12 protein-coding genes and 1 pseudogene are annotated in these 14,187 nt (G+C 58.1%); 2 read left to right on the forward strand and 11 right to left on the reverse strand.

What is annotated here, in order from left to right; all coding sequences use genetic code 11:
* Positions 1-397: 397 nt before the first annotated feature.
* From hisD to EGH23_RS21615, 5 genes are all read right to left on the reverse strand, one after another.
* Positions 398-1,675 (reverse strand): histidinol dehydrogenase, encoded by a 1,278-nt coding sequence (hisD, locus tag EGH23_RS21595; protein ID WP_220582062.1) that lies wholly within the window; start codon positions 1,673-1,675, stop codon positions 398-400.
* A gap of 150 nt (positions 1,676-1,825) precedes the next feature.
* Positions 1,826-2,998 carry a UxaA family hydrolase gene (locus EGH23_RS21600; protein ID WP_220582063.1) on the reverse strand — a complete coding sequence of 391 codons (1,173 nt, stop codon included), beginning with the start codon at positions 2,996-2,998 and terminating at the stop codon, positions 1,826-1,828.
* A 5-nt stretch (positions 2,999-3,003) separates the two neighbouring features.
* Entirely contained in the window at positions 3,004-3,327 is a 324-nt protein-coding gene (locus EGH23_RS21605) for a UxaA family hydrolase (RefSeq protein ID WP_220582064.1), read from the reverse strand.
* Between the two features lie 50 nt (positions 3,328-3,377).
* Entirely contained in the window at positions 3,378-4,373 is a 996-nt protein-coding gene (locus EGH23_RS21610) for a YeiH family protein (protein WP_220582065.1), read from the reverse strand.
* A gap of 297 nt (positions 4,374-4,670) precedes the next feature.
* Entirely contained in the window at positions 4,671-5,423 is a 753-nt protein-coding gene (locus EGH23_RS21615; RefSeq protein ID WP_236045004.1) for an SDR family NAD(P)-dependent oxidoreductase, read from the reverse strand.
* 379 nt (positions 5,424-5,802) lie between these two features.
* On the opposite strand from EGH23_RS21615, the gene EGH23_RS21620 reads away from it, so the two are divergent.
* The gene (locus EGH23_RS21620) at positions 5,803-6,588 is read left to right on the forward strand and encodes an IclR family transcriptional regulator (protein ID WP_220582067.1); all 786 of its coding nucleotides are present in this window, start codon (positions 5,803-5,805) and stop codon (positions 6,586-6,588) included.
* A 579-nt stretch (positions 6,589-7,167) separates the two neighbouring features.
* Here EGH23_RS21620 and EGH23_RS21625 read toward each other — a convergent pair.
* From EGH23_RS21625 to EGH23_RS21650, 6 genes and pseudogenes are all read right to left on the reverse strand, one after another.
* Positions 7,168-7,599 (reverse strand): annotated as a pseudogene (locus EGH23_RS21625) (hypothetical protein); the annotation flags it as partial.
* Positions 7,600-7,608: 9 nt separating this feature from the next.
* Positions 7,609-8,997, reverse strand: a complete 1,389-nt coding sequence (locus EGH23_RS21630; RefSeq protein ID WP_220582068.1) for an NAD-dependent succinate-semialdehyde dehydrogenase — start codon at positions 8,995-8,997, stop codon at positions 7,609-7,611.
* Entirely contained in the window at positions 8,994-10,271 is a 1,278-nt protein-coding gene (gene gdhB, locus EGH23_RS21635) for a glutamate dehydrogenase GdhB (RefSeq protein ID WP_220582069.1), read from the reverse strand. Before gdhB ends, EGH23_RS21630 begins: the two co-directional genes overlap by 4 nt.
* A gap of 121 nt (positions 10,272-10,392) precedes the next feature.
* Complete coding sequence (locus tag EGH23_RS21640) at positions 10,393-10,890, reverse strand: Lrp/AsnC family transcriptional regulator (RefSeq protein WP_220582070.1); 498 nt, start codon at positions 10,888-10,890, stop codon at positions 10,393-10,395.
* A gap of 63 nt (positions 10,891-10,953) precedes the next feature.
* Positions 10,954-12,114, reverse strand: coding sequence for a thiolase family protein (locus EGH23_RS21645; protein WP_220582071.1), 1,161 nt, complete (start codon positions 12,112-12,114; stop codon positions 10,954-10,956).
* Positions 12,111-13,433 (reverse strand): aspartate aminotransferase family protein, encoded by a 1,323-nt coding sequence (locus EGH23_RS21650; RefSeq protein ID WP_220582072.1) that lies wholly within the window; start codon positions 13,431-13,433, stop codon positions 12,111-12,113. Before EGH23_RS21650 ends, EGH23_RS21645 begins: the two co-directional genes overlap by 4 nt.
* A gap of 95 nt (positions 13,434-13,528) precedes the next feature.
* Between EGH23_RS21650 and EGH23_RS21655 the strand changes: the two genes are divergently transcribed.
* A complete protein-coding gene (locus tag EGH23_RS21655) occupies positions 13,529-14,047 on the forward strand; it encodes an Lrp/AsnC family transcriptional regulator (protein ID WP_220582073.1) in 519 nt (172 codons plus the stop codon).
* Positions 14,048-14,187: the final 140 nt, after the last annotated feature.

Below are 14,187 nucleotides of genomic sequence, written 5' to 3' on the forward strand. Positions count from 1 at the left end.
CCCCGCTCGAACCCGACGTTGCTCCTCCGGTCTGTTCTCCGCCCGTGCTCCCATCGCCACTGCCACCGCCGTCGCCGCCATCACCACTACAACCCGCAAGTGCGACGATACTGGCTGCACTACCGATACCTTTGACGTATTGCCGTCTGTTGACTCTCGGCATAGTCCTACGTGAATAGGACAACATAAATAATTTATGACTATGGTAGGCAAGAAGTCGACTTGCGATATTCATGCCGCTACCGGTATCAAAGAAGCGCCAGTTATCGGTCTCCGGGTACCGATATACCTTGTCGTATTCGGGCTAGATAATCTCTCGAGAGCAGCGAAAGAAATCGTTTCGAGAGCCTAATCGATTGCTGAGACGCTCGTCAGATACCCACGTAGCCCGGCTCAGTCATTCGTCGACTGGTCGACGTTCCGCCGAAAGCTGATGTCCGTGCATCCCTTCCATCTCGGAGATGCGCGCAGCGTAGTCTGAGAGATGTGCTGCGCCCTCGGGGGTAAGTTGCTGGTGGGTAATTGTCTTCATGTACGCCCCGACCCAGCAGCCGCCGTTGAAGCGCGCAGTTCCATGGGTTGGCAAAATGTGGTCGGGGCCAGTGACCTTATCGCCAAACGCCACAGGTGCGTTGTGTCCCAAGAATGCCCCTCCGTAGTGATGTAAGTCTTCGAGTATTTCTCGCGGTGCCTCCGTCATGATCTGAACGTGTTCGATAGCGTACTCGTCAGACACCGCCGCAGCGGCTTCCTCGTCCGGGACCACGATGACTTCGCCGTTTTCTTCCCAGCACGTGCGTGCCGTCTCTTCCGTCGTTAGCTTCGGAAGCCACGTTTCGATTTCTTCGAGCGTGCGTTCTGCCAGCCCCTGGTCCGTAGTGACGAGGACCGATTGGGAAGTCTCTGTGTGTTCGGCCTGTGAAAGCAGATCTAAAGCCACTATTTCCGGATCTGCTGTCTCGTCTGCGATGATGAGCACTTCCGTCGGTCCAGGGAGTAAGTCGATGTCGACTTCGCCGAACACCTGTCGCTTGGCTTCGAAGACGAAGACGTTACCCGGCCCTGTAACCACGTCGACAGACCCGACGGTTTCGGTGCCATATGCCATCGCTCCGATAGCTTGTGCGCCGCCGATCTTGTAAATCTCGTCGGCGCCCGACTGGTCCATCGCATACAGCTGATAGGCGTTCGCCGAGCCGTCGGGACGTGGTGGCGTACAGGTAATGACTCGATCAACGCCCGCAACGCGAGCGGGGACGATCGACATCGGTGCCGACGAAATGTGGGTGAAGTGCCCACCGGGAACGTACGTTCCTGCTGCTTCGACCGGAAGCGTCCGCTGGCCACATCGGATGCCCTCTCCGAACTCTTCTTCGAAGTCACTGTCTATCGACGCTTTTTGTGCCTCAGCAAAGTTCCGAACCCGTTCGATGCTATAGTCGATCCGTTCTTTCTCTTCGTCGGTCAGCTGCTCGTGAGCCGCCTGGATCTCGTCGTCCGTGACTCGGAAGTCGTCGATCTCGACGCCATCGAACTTCGCGGTCAACTGTCTAACTGCCTCATCTTGATCCTCTCGCACCGACGATAGGATATCGTAGACGCTGTCGCGAACATCTTTTGATATCTCCGTCGCCTGATCGGGTGCCTCTTTGACGTAGGTACGTTCAGCTCCCATACCCCGACATCTATCCCCACTTACTAATATTTTTCTCTGTGTGAATAATGTTTACTTAATAGCAGTAGCTAAATATACCGCCAAAATTTCCAACCGCTGATTGGTTCTCGGCTCCGCTGTCTCGACAGCCTGAATTTGGGTTAGTGTTCGTTAGGTCGAGGGGCCGATGCGGTGGATAGCGAACTGGCTTTCGCCCAGCGCTTCGCTCAGGGTGACTTTGCCGTTGACGACCTCTTCGATCTCATCCCAGAGCTGGTCGGTCGCCCAATCGAAGGACTCGTCGCCGACTAAGGCTTCGCTGACGTCAACGTCAGTCTCCTCGGGCACGCGCTCGGCGCTGCCCGGGTTCCCCGTGATTTTGATCGTCGGCATCACCGCGTTCGAGAGGGTGTGGCCCTGCCCAGTGGAGATAACCATGAAGTGCGCCCCACCAGCACCGATGCCGGTGACGGATTCGGCGCCGTGGCCGGGCGTGTCCATGATGTACATCCCCGAATCACGGGGAATCTTCGACCCGTAGTCGATGATGTCTTGGATCGGGCCGTCGCCGGATTTCACCAGCGCACCGAGCGATTTCTCTTCGATGGTGGTCAACCCACCATCCATGTTGTCCGGGGTCGGCTGGGCACCGCGGACGTCGTAGCCGGTCGCCTGGAGCCGTTCGTCCCAGTGTTCGACCCGTTCGAGGATCTCCTCTTTGACCTCGTCGTTGATCGCGCGCTCGGAGAGTTCGTTTTCGCCGCCGAAGAACTCGGGCGTCTCGGCGAAACAGCCGCGGCCGCCGTGCTCGTCGATGAGCCGCCAGACGGCGTTTGCCGTCGCCTTGTGCTGGCACAGACCGCTCGTGGTGTCCGAGGTGGCGCAGTTGATGCCGAAGGTGAGGTTCGACATATCCGAAGGCACGCGCTTCTGGGCACTGGCGTCTTGGGCCATCTCTTGGGCGGAGTTGACCGTCCGTTTCAGCGCGTTCATGACGCCCTCCTCTCGGTGGATGTTAACCGAATCGCTGGGGCGTCCGGTCTCGGCGATATCCTCTGCCAACTCGTCACCGTCGACAATCTCGCCCGCGTGGGCGACGACGACCGCGCCGTACGTATTCGGATGGGTCGCGTAGCCCAACAGCGTTCGATACGTCTGGAAGACGTCTGGCTTGGTCTGACAGCGCCCGAGGGGATGGGTGATCGGAATCGCGTCCTCGACGATATCCGCCGCGCGTTTGACCGTATCGTTGGCGTAAGGCGCGGTCGAGACGATGACCGTGTGGTTGCGAATGCCGACACTCCCGTCGTCGCGTTCGTATCCGAGGAATTGGTTGTCACTCATTGTGCTCACTCACTCACTACCTTCGCCTGGTCGTCATCGGCGAGGTCGCCGCGACCGTAGTTCGACTCGACGTTATGGACGTGGACCCACGTGCCTGCGGGGATATCCTCCGTCGCGTTGCCGATGCTCTTGCCGTACTTCGTGATGGTCTCGCCGGACGCGATGTCCTCGATGGCGATCTTGTGGCCGAAGATGACGTCTTCGGCGATCTCGACGGTGCGTTCCTCGTCGCCGACGCCAACCGAAACGGTCTCGCCCGCTTCGAGCTCGCGCAATGCCGTCGCGACGTTGTCCGTTGGTTCGACTACCTGCAGATACCTATCGGGCATACAGGGTGAGAGTCTTTCCACCAGTATATAATTGTTTTGGTGGCGGTGGGTCAGAATATTGTGACTACGATCAAGAGGGCGAGCGAACTGATGGTGAGAAGGTGAATGAAGACGAGTAACACCGGCTTGAGTCCTGCTTCTCGGATTTCGTCGAACCCGATATCGAAGCCCAGGCCTGCAAAGGCCAGCAAGAACAACCAGGATCGGGCCCTCCCAACGAAATTCAACTCTCCTGCAGAGAGAGTCCACAGATTCGCGACGAGCACCACGACAAGAAAGCCGAGCAGGAATTTCGGAAAGCGATTCCAGACCTTCGAAAGTGCAATTTGGTCAGTCTCAGCGGTGGCGTAGCGAACTGCATAGCCGACCGCAACGACGCCGATGAACGTGTTCCGGACCAGTTTCGTCACTGTCGCCCACTGCCCCGCAGTTTCGGAAACGGCGAAGCCGACTGCCGCTGTTGGGCCGGTACTGAACAGGCTCAAGCCGGTCCAAATACCGAACTGCTTGGCCGAAAGGTGAAGCGACTGCTCGGCAACCGGAAAGAGAACCAGCGTAACGGCATCGAAGAGTAGTATCGTCGCGACGGCATAGGTGATGTCGGTCTCGTCTACATCGATGCTCCCAGCAACGGCCAGAACGGCGGAGACCCCACAGACACTCGCACCGGCCGCTAGGAGTGACGTCGTCCGCTGTCTGATAGCAAAGAGACGGCCAATGACGAGTTCCATATAGAGCACGCCGAATACGACGACGCCTGTGGCGAGTCCAAGGACGATTGGACCAGTTTGAGCGAGTTCACCTAACGTGAGACGCACCCCGAGGAGGACGATTCCGGTTTCGAGGAAAAGACTGTGCGTATTCAACCCGGGCCGCGCCCAGTCGGGGACACCGACCGTGTTAGCGAGCGTCGCCCCAAGCGCAATCGCGACGATGAGCGGGCTGAGTGCGGGGATGGAATTGCCCAGTACACGAGCGATCCCAGCAATCCCGAGCAGAACGGCGAGTCCCGGTGCTAGTAAGCGAAGACGTGACAGCACGGACATCGTCAGAACCCTACGTCAATGAGTTGGTACAGAACGATAAGAACGCCGAAGAGGGCCGCTTTCCATCCTCGGTCGAGTGATTCCCAGTGACGGGCGACCGCGTGTCGAAAACGGTCGATTCGCTCATCCGGTGGTTTAGCGTTCTGCTCGGTCATACGTTCACTCGAAAAGCGGAGAGCAATTATTTATAGCTGATGGTCGGTGCCGGACGCAAATGCGAGAATCGGGTCGATTCGTCGGCACTCATAGCGGTGCCGTGGATCGTTTACCCGAAAGCGGTCTCTGTCGCTAAGCGGATTAGACGATCGAGAACCCTCCGTCAGCTATGAGTACGTGTCCGTTGACGTAACTCGCCATATCCGAAGCGAGGAACGTCGCGGTATCAGCGATTTCGTCGGGCTCAGCGAGCCGTCGAAGCGGCGTCGCGTCTTCGAGATACGACTGTCGCTCTTCGCTCATAACGTCGTGCACCATGGCGGTCAACGTGCCACCGGGCCCGACAGCGTTGACCCGAATGCCTTCGGGACCGTAGTCGATGGCGTTCTGTCGAGTCATCATCGTCACGGCCCCTTTCGAAGTACAGTACGCCGGCGCTTCTGCTCGTCCAATTTGCCCGCTGATCGATGAGATATTGACGATACTCCCACTCGACTGTTCGAGCATATAATCGAGTGCCGCTTTCGTTCCGTGATAGACGCCGTCGACATTGATACGCATTAGTTCACGCCAATCCTCCGGCGAAGTTTCGTGGAGCATCGTTTGCCGGAGGATGCCAGCGTTATTCACCATGACGTCGATCGATCCGTATTCGTCCGCGGTAGTATCGACTAAGTCGACAACATCGTCGAAACGCGTGACATCCGTCTCGACGAAGATCGCATCACCGCCCGAATCATTGATTAGGTCGTCAGTTCGCGGTCCGCCTCTACGGGGTTCTCTTCGACAGTCACCGATCGCGATGTTAGCACCGTGTTCCGAGAACGTTCTCGCAATCGCTCGCCCGATACCACTCGCACCGCCCGTCACGACTGCAGTCTTTCCTTCGAGCATCACACGCCTCTATGCCTGACCCTCACACATAATTCTATGCATGAATCGGCCGTTCGAATGAGTAGAACGGCGCGAAAACCCTCGGCGAACACGCCAATGAGGTGAGATCTGGAATATCACAGTTCTCGAAGCGTCCAGCCCAGTATCCCCGTAGTTCGAGTGGAGGTCGCTCGTTCGACTGATTTGAACGAGTATTCTGGGTGTGTGATAACACACCTCATTTACTTTCCCTCGTAGTGGCTTTGAGTATAATCCGACGGATAGACGGGGTACACAGCGAAGATTGTGATTGGAATGGTGGTTAGCGGCGCTCCACTGATGCCGAATTGTTCAAGTGGGTTGAACAACATTTATTACGTACTATCATGAAGTACCGCGTATGAGCGAAAAACCAGCTAAGTCAAATCGAACTACGGAAAAACTCCTCGAGATAATTTCCGCACTTGACGAAGGTGGCCCACAGGGCGTGACCGAACTCGCGACCCATCTCGAGCTCCCGAAGAGTACGGTTCACTATCACCTTCAGGTGCTTGATGAGACGGGGTACGTCGTTCGAGAGAACCAGCGGTACCGACTTGGACTCCGTTTCCTCGAGATCGGCGAAAACACGCGACGCCGAATCCAGCTGTACGAAGCGGCCAAGGAAGAGATCAATCAACTTGCTACCACGACTGGCGAACTCGCGATACTCATGGTTGAGGAACAGGGGTTGGGCGTCTACCTCTACAAGCAAGGCGGTGAGCAAGCGATGGACGTGGACGCTCCCATCGGTCGACACGCGTATCTCCACGACCGGGCGATTGGCAAGGCTATTTTGGCTCATCTCCCGGACGAACGCGTCGAGGCGATTATCCAGGAACACGGGCTCACTCAAACGACGGAGGAAACAATTAGCACTCGAGAGGAGCTGTTCGACTCGTTAGAACGGATTCGGAGCGAAGAGGTGGCATATAATCTAGGCGAAGCAGTCGAGGGATTACATGCTGTTGCGGTCCCGATCCTGACGGAGAGCGGTGACGTGCTCGGCGGCATCAGCATAGCCGGCCCAGCGAGGCGTTTAGAAGGCGACCGAATCACCGAGGAGATTCCAAAGCATCTCTTCCAAGCGAAGAACGTGATTGAGCTGAAGCTACAGAAAAACCATCAGAAGCTCTACCGCGGTTAGAGTAACACAGGTACGTTCGTTATTCCTCATGAGACCATCAACACGAGAAGAGAATATTACAGGACGAGCTGGAGTAGCCAGAAATACCGATACGAAAACGCCTCCCGGTATCTATATCACATATAGATTCGAGACTCTCGATACATAGTAAAAATCGGGATGAGAAGAACTATAATGCTGAATACAGTAGCACAAAACTAAAATATGAGTATATATGAGAGTATTTGCGCATAAATCGGACGAAATACTAAATATAGGAAGAAATTTGAGCCTAATTAGAGAGACATGAGAACTATATGCTGGTAGATAATCTTATACAGATAAATACGCGAAGTTAATCAATTTGAATGGTCTCAGTCGCTACCCAATTCCGTAGAAATAGTTGTATCTTCACTGAGCATCATAGTTGATCACGATATTGTGGAGAGCTCTCTCGATAAGTTATTTTCATACTGGCTCGTCTGCGTCTGGAGTGGATAAAGTGAACCTGTATCAGCGGCGGCGGCAGGCCACGTGCCACCGCGTCCATCACCGCTGATTCTGTGCCGATTCCCTTCTCAATTGGTGGTCGTCACAGGGTTACCCCGAAGACTCCACCACAACGGGCGTGACGTCTCCTGTGGTTGCTTTCCGATCGCCATTCTCCAAGAGATCGAGGCCGACGTAGCGTTGCTCGACTAAGCTCTCGGCAGTCTCTATGTCCATCGCTAACAGCTCCGTCTGTGTCTGGTCCCGTTCGACTTGCCGGATCTTCTCGATAAGGTCGTCACCACCGATCTCGATCAGCTTCTCCCAGACGCGTTTAACCGTCTGTCGGTGCGGCTCTTTCCCGAGTTCCGCGGTCAGAGCAGTCTCGACATCGTTCTTCGTGAAGAAGATGCCACTCCCGTCAGTCCGTTCGGTCGCGAACCCTGGCCACCGCTTGGTGACGCTAATCGCTCGGTACGTGTTCTGGCGGTTCGACCGCTCGACGAACATCGTCTTGACTTCCTGGCGGCAGTTCGCGAAGAAAGAGCTGATTCATTCGACCCAAACCGTTTTCGGATTGGTGAACTCTCGAATACCGTGATCGGAGAGTTCCGACCCGTATCCCGACTGCTTGATACCGCCAAAAGGGAGTCGTGGATCGGACTGTACAATCTGATTAACGAAGACATTCCCAGCTTCGATTTTGGAGACGAGATTTTCACCGCGGTCGGTATCGCCGGTCCAGACGCTCGCCCCAAGGCCGTACTGAGAGTCATTCGCGACGCTGACCGCCGTCTCCTCGTCGGGAACGGAGGTGACAGTTGCGACCGGTCCGAAAAGTTCTTCCTCAGCAGCTGGACACCCGTCTGGAACACCAGTCAATACTGTTGGCGGATAGAAGTAACCCGTTCGGGAGAGCGGTTCGCCACCCGTAACGATAGTAGCACCGGCCTCAACGGAGGCCTGGACTTGCTCATCGAGTTGTTCGAGTAGGTCTGCCCTGGCTAAGGGGCCGATGTCCGTCGCTTCGTCGGCAGGATCGCCGACGGTAAGCGATTTCATCTCCCGCGTGAACGCGCTGAGAAACTCGTCGGCAATTCCATCGTGGACGACGATTCGTTTAGCGGAGATGCACGACTGTCCAGCGTTCAGTGTGCGGGCCGACGCAGCACGCTCGGCGACCGTCTCGATCGGCGCATCGTCAAGGACAACGAATGGGTCGCTTCCGCCGAGTTCGAGGACGGTCTTTTTAAGTGCCTCACCACTTTCGGCGGCCACCGCCCGCCCGGCGCGAGTGCTTCCGGTGAGCGTAACGGCCGCAATCCGGTCGTCTCTGATAACGTTCGCGACTCGGTCATCGGGGATCTGTAGCGACGAAAAGACCCCGTCGGGGTAGCCGGCCTCGCGGAAAATCGACGTGATCGCCTGCGCACACCCCATCGTATTTGGGGCGTGTTTGAGGACGCCGACGTTTCCTGCAGTAAGGTGAGGAGCGGCGAACCGGAAGACCTGCCAGAACGGATAGTTCCAGGGCATAATCGCGAGTACCGGGCCTAGAGGCTCATACGTGACGTAGGTCTTCGTCCCGGGTACCGCGCCGAGACGGTCGTCTTGCAGGTACTCGCCAGCCCGTTCGGCGTAGTACTCACAGACCCACGCGCACTTCTCGACTTCACTACGTGCTTGGTCGATTGGTTTGCCGACCTCGTCGGTGATGAGTTCGGCATACTCTGCTTTCCCATCGCGAAGAACTGTCGCTACGCCTTCGAGAAGCGACTCACGCTCCGTGATCGGTCTGTCGCTCCAAGAATCGAACTGTGCAGCCGCGGTTTCCAACGTCGACTCCACGGTCGCCTCGTCGTCAACGGCGTACGAGCGGAGGTCCACCTCGGTCGCGGGATTCGTCGTCTGGAACGACGTTGGCGGTCGCTCGTCGCTCATGGCCAGATCCCCAAAGTTTCGTGGCTTTCGGCGATCCGCTCTACTGCAACCGCGTATGCCGCGTCTCGCCAGTTAATTCCTCTCGTCTCGTGGCTCTCGCGGACTGCGTCCCAGGCCGCTAGCATCCGATTGTCGAGTTCTTCCCGCACCTGCTCGTGGGTCCACGAGCGTCCGTTCGTGTTTTGGAGCCACTCGAAGTAGCTGGCGGTGACGCCGCCGGCGTTGGCGAGGATGTCTGGGATCACCGGCACACCGCGCTCGTCGAGAACGGTGTCGGCCGGTGCCGTCGTCGGTTCGTTCGCCCCCTCGACGACGAGAGACGCCGTCACATCGGGTGCGTTGGCTTCGGTCAGAACGCCACCGATAGCGGCGGGGACGAGGACATCCACGTCCAGTTCGAGCAATGCAGCATTCGACACGGCTGTCGTGTCGCCGGCGTCTCGGTCTTCTAACGGTCCGGACTTTGCGGCGAGCTCGTCGACATCGAGGCCGGACGCGTCGTAGATGCCACCGTCGACGTCGCTCACAGCGACGATGGACGCGCCCCACTTGTCGAGGAGTTGAGCGGCGTGGCTACCGACGCTCCCGAAGCCTTGGATAGCTACGGTCAGCTCCTCGACCGAATACTCGTAGTACCGCGCGGCCTCGCGAACGATGAGCGCCGTGCTGCGACCGGGTGCTTCCTCGCGCCCGGTGAGTCCGCCGACCCGCGGCGGTTTCCCGGTCACGACTCCACGGGTCCCGTCCCCGGTCTGCATCTTATACACGTCGGTGACCCACGCCATCGTCTGTGCGTCGGTTCCCATGTCTGGTGCGGGGATATCCGTCTGGGGCCCAACGAACGACCGGAGCTCCTCCGCGAACCGGCGGGTGAGCCGTCGCTTCTCCTCAGTTGAGAGTTCGCGAGGGTTGACGGCGACGCCGCCTTTCGCGCCCCCGAACGGAAGGTCGAGAAGCGCGCACTTCCAGCTCATCGCCATCGCCAGAGAGACACACTCCCCGGCGGTCACATCCGGGTGATACCGGAGACCACCCTTGTACGGCCCGCGGACATTGTCGTGCTGTGCTCTGAACCCTTCGAACACCTCGACCGATCCGTCGTCGAGTCGAACCGGAATCGAGACGTGGTGAACCTGCGAGGGGTATTTCAGTCGTTCGACGTACTCGTCGCTGACATCAACCAGATTCGAGAGTCGGTCCAGCCGTCGCTGGGCTGTCTCAACTTTCGGGTCCTGTGAGTCCGTCTCTGCTGTCACGGCGTTCGCTGAAATCATTACTCTGTACTCGAATATCTCGGCCTATACTTAATAATCTTTTCGAATATACGTCGAATAGTGGGATGAGAATCAGTATATGGGGAAGAGTTAGGATTAAATTCGAGATTGGTTAGCCATCTCAGGCTGTCGAATCAGCGGACAACAACGCTATCAGCGTGTCGGGGTCGAAGTCGTTCAGCGGTCGTGATTCATCCTTGATGGTCTTGATGACGAACTTGGAACTCGTCTGCTCGACACCGTCAATGGACTCGAAATTCTCGATGAGTCGCTCGACCATATTGCGACTGGAGAGATGTGAGATAACGACGAAATCAGTATCTCCCATCGTGAAGTAGACCTGGTTGACTCCCTCGACATCGGCGAGTTCCTGTCCCACGTCTTCGTGATATTGTTCACTGTACTCCGCGGTCACCTCGCTGATGACAGTGAGGTTCAGACCGACCGCCTCGAGGTCGACGTCGAACAAATCGTTCGTGATGATGCCGGTTTCTCTGAGCCTCTCTAATCGGTAGTGGACTGTCGATGTCGGAATATCGGTCTCGTCAGCCAGTTTCTCCGCGCTTCCGGTACCAAATCGGGCGACCGCCGCGAGGATCTTCACGTCCTTTTCGTCCATCGTTGAATCACGTCCTACTTGGAAACGGATAGTTGAATACGTTCCGACGCGGGCGCGACGCACTCAGGGCCGTCGGAACTCGATAGCCATCCCCTGTCCGTAGCCGACGCATTCGGTGGCGAGTCCCAAACTAGCGTCTTGCCGCCGCATCTCGTGAAGGAGCGTCACCGGCAGTCGCGCGCCGGTCGCGCCCAAGGGGTGGCCTAACGCGATAGCGCCGCCGTTGACATTGAGCCGGTTATCGTTGATACCCAGTTCGCGCTTGCAGTACAGGCACTGGCTCGCGAAGGCCTCGTTGAGTTCAACCAGTTCATAGTCCGTGGGCGCGTGTCCCTGTCGGTCACACAGCGTTCGTACCGCCGGGACGGGCCCCGTCCCCATGAGCTCGGGGTCGACACCGCTGACTGCGTGACCGCTGACTTCTCCGAGCACGTCGAGTCCATGTCGGTCTGCGAACGGCCGGCTGGTGAGCAACAGCGTGGCGGCTCCGTCGCTGATCTGCGATGCGTTGCCGGGCGTCACGGTCCCGTCGTCGCGGAACACGGTCGGCAGTTCGCCGAGGCGTTCCAGCGTCGTCTCGGGACGGATGCCCTCGTCTTCTGAGACCCGTCCGTTGTCTGTTTCGACGGGAACGATCTCCTCATCGAAAGCTCCCGACTCAGTCGCCTCGGCGGCCCGGCGGTGGCTCCGAAGCGCGTACTCATCCTGTGCCGCTCGGCTCACGTCGAAGCGCTCGGCTACCGCCTCAGCAGTTTGACCCATGTTCAGGGCGTCGAGGTCGTATTGTTCGGCTAACTGGGGGTGAACGCTATCCATGTTTCCGGCAATGGCTATCCGAGACATGTTCTCAACGCCGCCGACGAGGAGACAGTCCCGTTGTCCGGCGGCAATCGCGTCGGCACCGCGCGCGACGGCCTCGGCGGAGGAGGCACACCAACGATTGATAGTCGTCCCTGGGACCGACTCGCCGAGGTCCGAAAGCAGCGCCACTACGCGAGCGAGGTTGTTACCCTGCTCGCCACGCTGCTGGGCACAGCCCCACAGCAGATCGTCGATCTGCGAGCCGTCGAGGCCGGTCCGTGAGAGGAGTTCGTCGACTAGTGGTACCGAGAGATCCTCGCTGCGGACGTCGGCGAACACGCCGTCCTCGATGCCGAGGGGTGTCCGGACGGCCTCGACGACGACGGGCGTCGTTTTAGTGTCAGAGGTATTTTGCACCGTCATCGCTCTGCTGCGTGAATTGCTTCTTCGAGTTCATCGACGGCCCGACGGAGTTGCGCCCGTTCGATACTGAGCGGCGGCTGGAACCGGATGACGTTCTTGTAGTAGCCCCCGACCCCCATCACGATGCCCCGCTCGCGGAGGCGTTTGCCGACGTGTTTAGCGAGATTCGGGGCCGGTGCGGGCGCGTCGCCGGGGCCACGCGCTTCGGGATCAACAAGTTCGACCCCCTGCATCAGTCCGAGACCACGCGTTTCGCCGACCGTGTCGAGCGATTCGAGTTCCGTGAGTCGGTCGGTCAGCCACTCTCCCTGTTTACGAGCGTTGTCGACGAGGCCGTCCTGCAATTCGTCGATCGTGGCCAGCGCGGCCGCACAGCAGACCGGGTTACCGCCGAACGTCGAGAGGTGGTCACCGGATTCGAAGGCGTCGGCGATCGCCGCCGGCGCCGTAAACGCACCGAGCGGGAGCCCGTTTGCGATTCCCTTCGCTTGTGTCAGGATATCCGGCGTGATGTCGAAATGGTCTGCGGCCCAGAATTCGCCGGTCCGACCGTACCCTGACTGGACCTCGTCGAGTACGAGCAAGCCGCCGTGGTCGTGCGCTATTTCCTGTACCTGTGAGAGGTACTCCGCCGGTGGGACAATGATGCCGCCCTCGCCGATGACCGGTTCGATGACGACAGCCGCCAGATCGCCGCTCGTGTGCGTTCCGATTACGCGCTCGAGTTCCGCCGCGGCCTCAGCCGCGAACTCGTTGCTCGGCAGATCGCCGTAGTGTGAGCGGTAGCTGTAGGGGGCCGGCGCGTGGACGACGTCGTTCAGCGTTGGTGCCATTCCGTGTTTGTAGGCGTGATTGCCTGTGAGTGCCAGGCTCCCGAGCGTCCGGCCATGGAACCCCATCTCGAGGGCAACAATTTCCGTTCCACCGGTGTATTTCCGCGCGAGTTTGATTGCGCCTTCGACGGCCTCGGTTCCCGAATTACAGAAGAACGACTTCTGCAGGTCGCCAGGGGTAATCTCCGCCAGTCGTTCCGCGAGTGTTGAGACCGGCTCTGACGGGTGGACATACGAGCAGCCGTGGACGAACGAATCTAACTGGTCTTTCGCCGCCTCGACGACTGCTTCGTTGTTGTGCCCGGCGTTAGCCACCGAGATACCCGAGAAGACGTCGAGGTACTCGTTTCCATCGTAATCGTACAGCCGACAGTCCTCCGCGCGCTCGACGGGGACGTTGAGCGACTTCCAGATCGGCATCACGTACTCGTCGTATCCGGCGACCACGGCGTCGTTCGCGGTCACCGATTGGGGTTCTTTAGTCATACTATGGAAAGTATTATCCTCGTATAGGTATACATTGGAAAACGCGACTAAAAAACTACCGGCTCTGAGAGCCGGGGTATTCCAATTAATCACCTATGAGAGAAAACACCGACGAAAACAGCTGGGAGTTCAAGAAACGAGACGTGAAAATACTCAGGGAGCTCTCGAAGAACCCGCAGATCTCCTCCCGAGAGTTGAGTAACAAGCTTAACGAAAAATACGATATCGAAATCTCGCACGTCACCATCAGTAAGTCGATCCGCCAGATGCGCGCTTCGGGTGTATTCCGAGAAGCCATCATGCCCAACGAGAACTATTTCAATTTCGCCCTCTTTGAATTCAAGTTCGATCCCAGGAACTTCGACGAGGAGTGGGAGGCTGCCATGGAGTACATCATGGACGACCCGCACACGTTGATGTACTTCATCTCGAACGGCGAGTACCAGTGGAAGACAATCATGATGTTCCAGAGTCGCGAGGCGGAGTCGAAGTGGATTCACGACTTCTACAAGCACCACGGAACTGTCGTCCAGAACGTCCGCAACTCTGTCGTCCACAACCTCCTGAAGTTCCAGACCGACCCGGAGATATTCGAGTTGATGAACGAGGGTTGATCGGAGGGCTCGACTAGCTTCGCTCGGTGGTCAGTATCGCTCTGGTCGGGGCCGGTTTCGTCGAGCATCGTCCGACCGCGCTGTCGGCCCGAAAGCCCGTCGCCGCGTGGCGACCGGGCCGTTCTACCGCCTGCTAGCGT

This window comes from Haloarcula nitratireducens (assembly GCF_019599505.1).

Bases quoted from the DNA above. Each gene is read 5' to 3' on its own strand.
- hisD (WP_220582062.1), bottom strand. From the start codon at position 1,675: ATGGGAGCTGAACGTACCTACGTCAAAGAGGCACCCGATCAGGCGACG.
- EGH23_RS21600 (WP_220582063.1), bottom strand. From the start codon at position 2,998: ATGAGTGACAACCAATTCCTCGGATACGAACGCGACGACGGGAGTGTC.
- EGH23_RS21605 (WP_220582064.1), bottom strand. From the start codon at position 3,327: ATGCCCGATAGGTATCTGCAGGTAGTCGAACCAACGGACAACGTCGCG.
- EGH23_RS21610 (WP_220582065.1), bottom strand. From the start codon at position 4,373: ATGTCCGTGCTGTCACGTCTTCGCTTACTAGCACCGGGACTCGCCGTT.
- EGH23_RS21615 (WP_236045004.1), bottom strand. From the start codon at position 5,423: ATGCTCGAAGGAAAGACTGCAGTCGTGACGGGCGGTGCGAGTGGTATC.
- EGH23_RS21620 (WP_220582067.1), top strand. From the start codon at position 5,803: ATGAGCGAAAAACCAGCTAAGTCAAATCGAACTACGGAAAAACTCCTC.
- EGH23_RS21630 (WP_220582068.1), bottom strand. From the start codon at position 8,997: ATGAGCGACGAGCGACCGCCAACGTCGTTCCAGACGACGAATCCCGCG.
- gdhB (WP_220582069.1), bottom strand. From the start codon at position 10,271: ATGATTTCAGCGAACGCCGTGACAGCAGAGACGGACTCACAGGACCCG.
- EGH23_RS21640 (WP_220582070.1), bottom strand. From the start codon at position 10,890: ATGGACGAAAAGGACGTGAAGATCCTCGCGGCGGTCGCCCGATTTGGT.
- EGH23_RS21645 (WP_220582071.1), bottom strand. From the start codon at position 12,114: ATGACGGTGCAAAATACCTCTGACACTAAAACGACGCCCGTCGTCGTC.
- EGH23_RS21650 (WP_220582072.1), bottom strand. From the start codon at position 13,433: ATGACTAAAGAACCCCAATCGGTGACCGCGAACGACGCCGTGGTCGCC.
- EGH23_RS21655 (WP_220582073.1), top strand. From the start codon at position 13,529: ATGAGAGAAAACACCGACGAAAACAGCTGGGAGTTCAAGAAACGAGAC.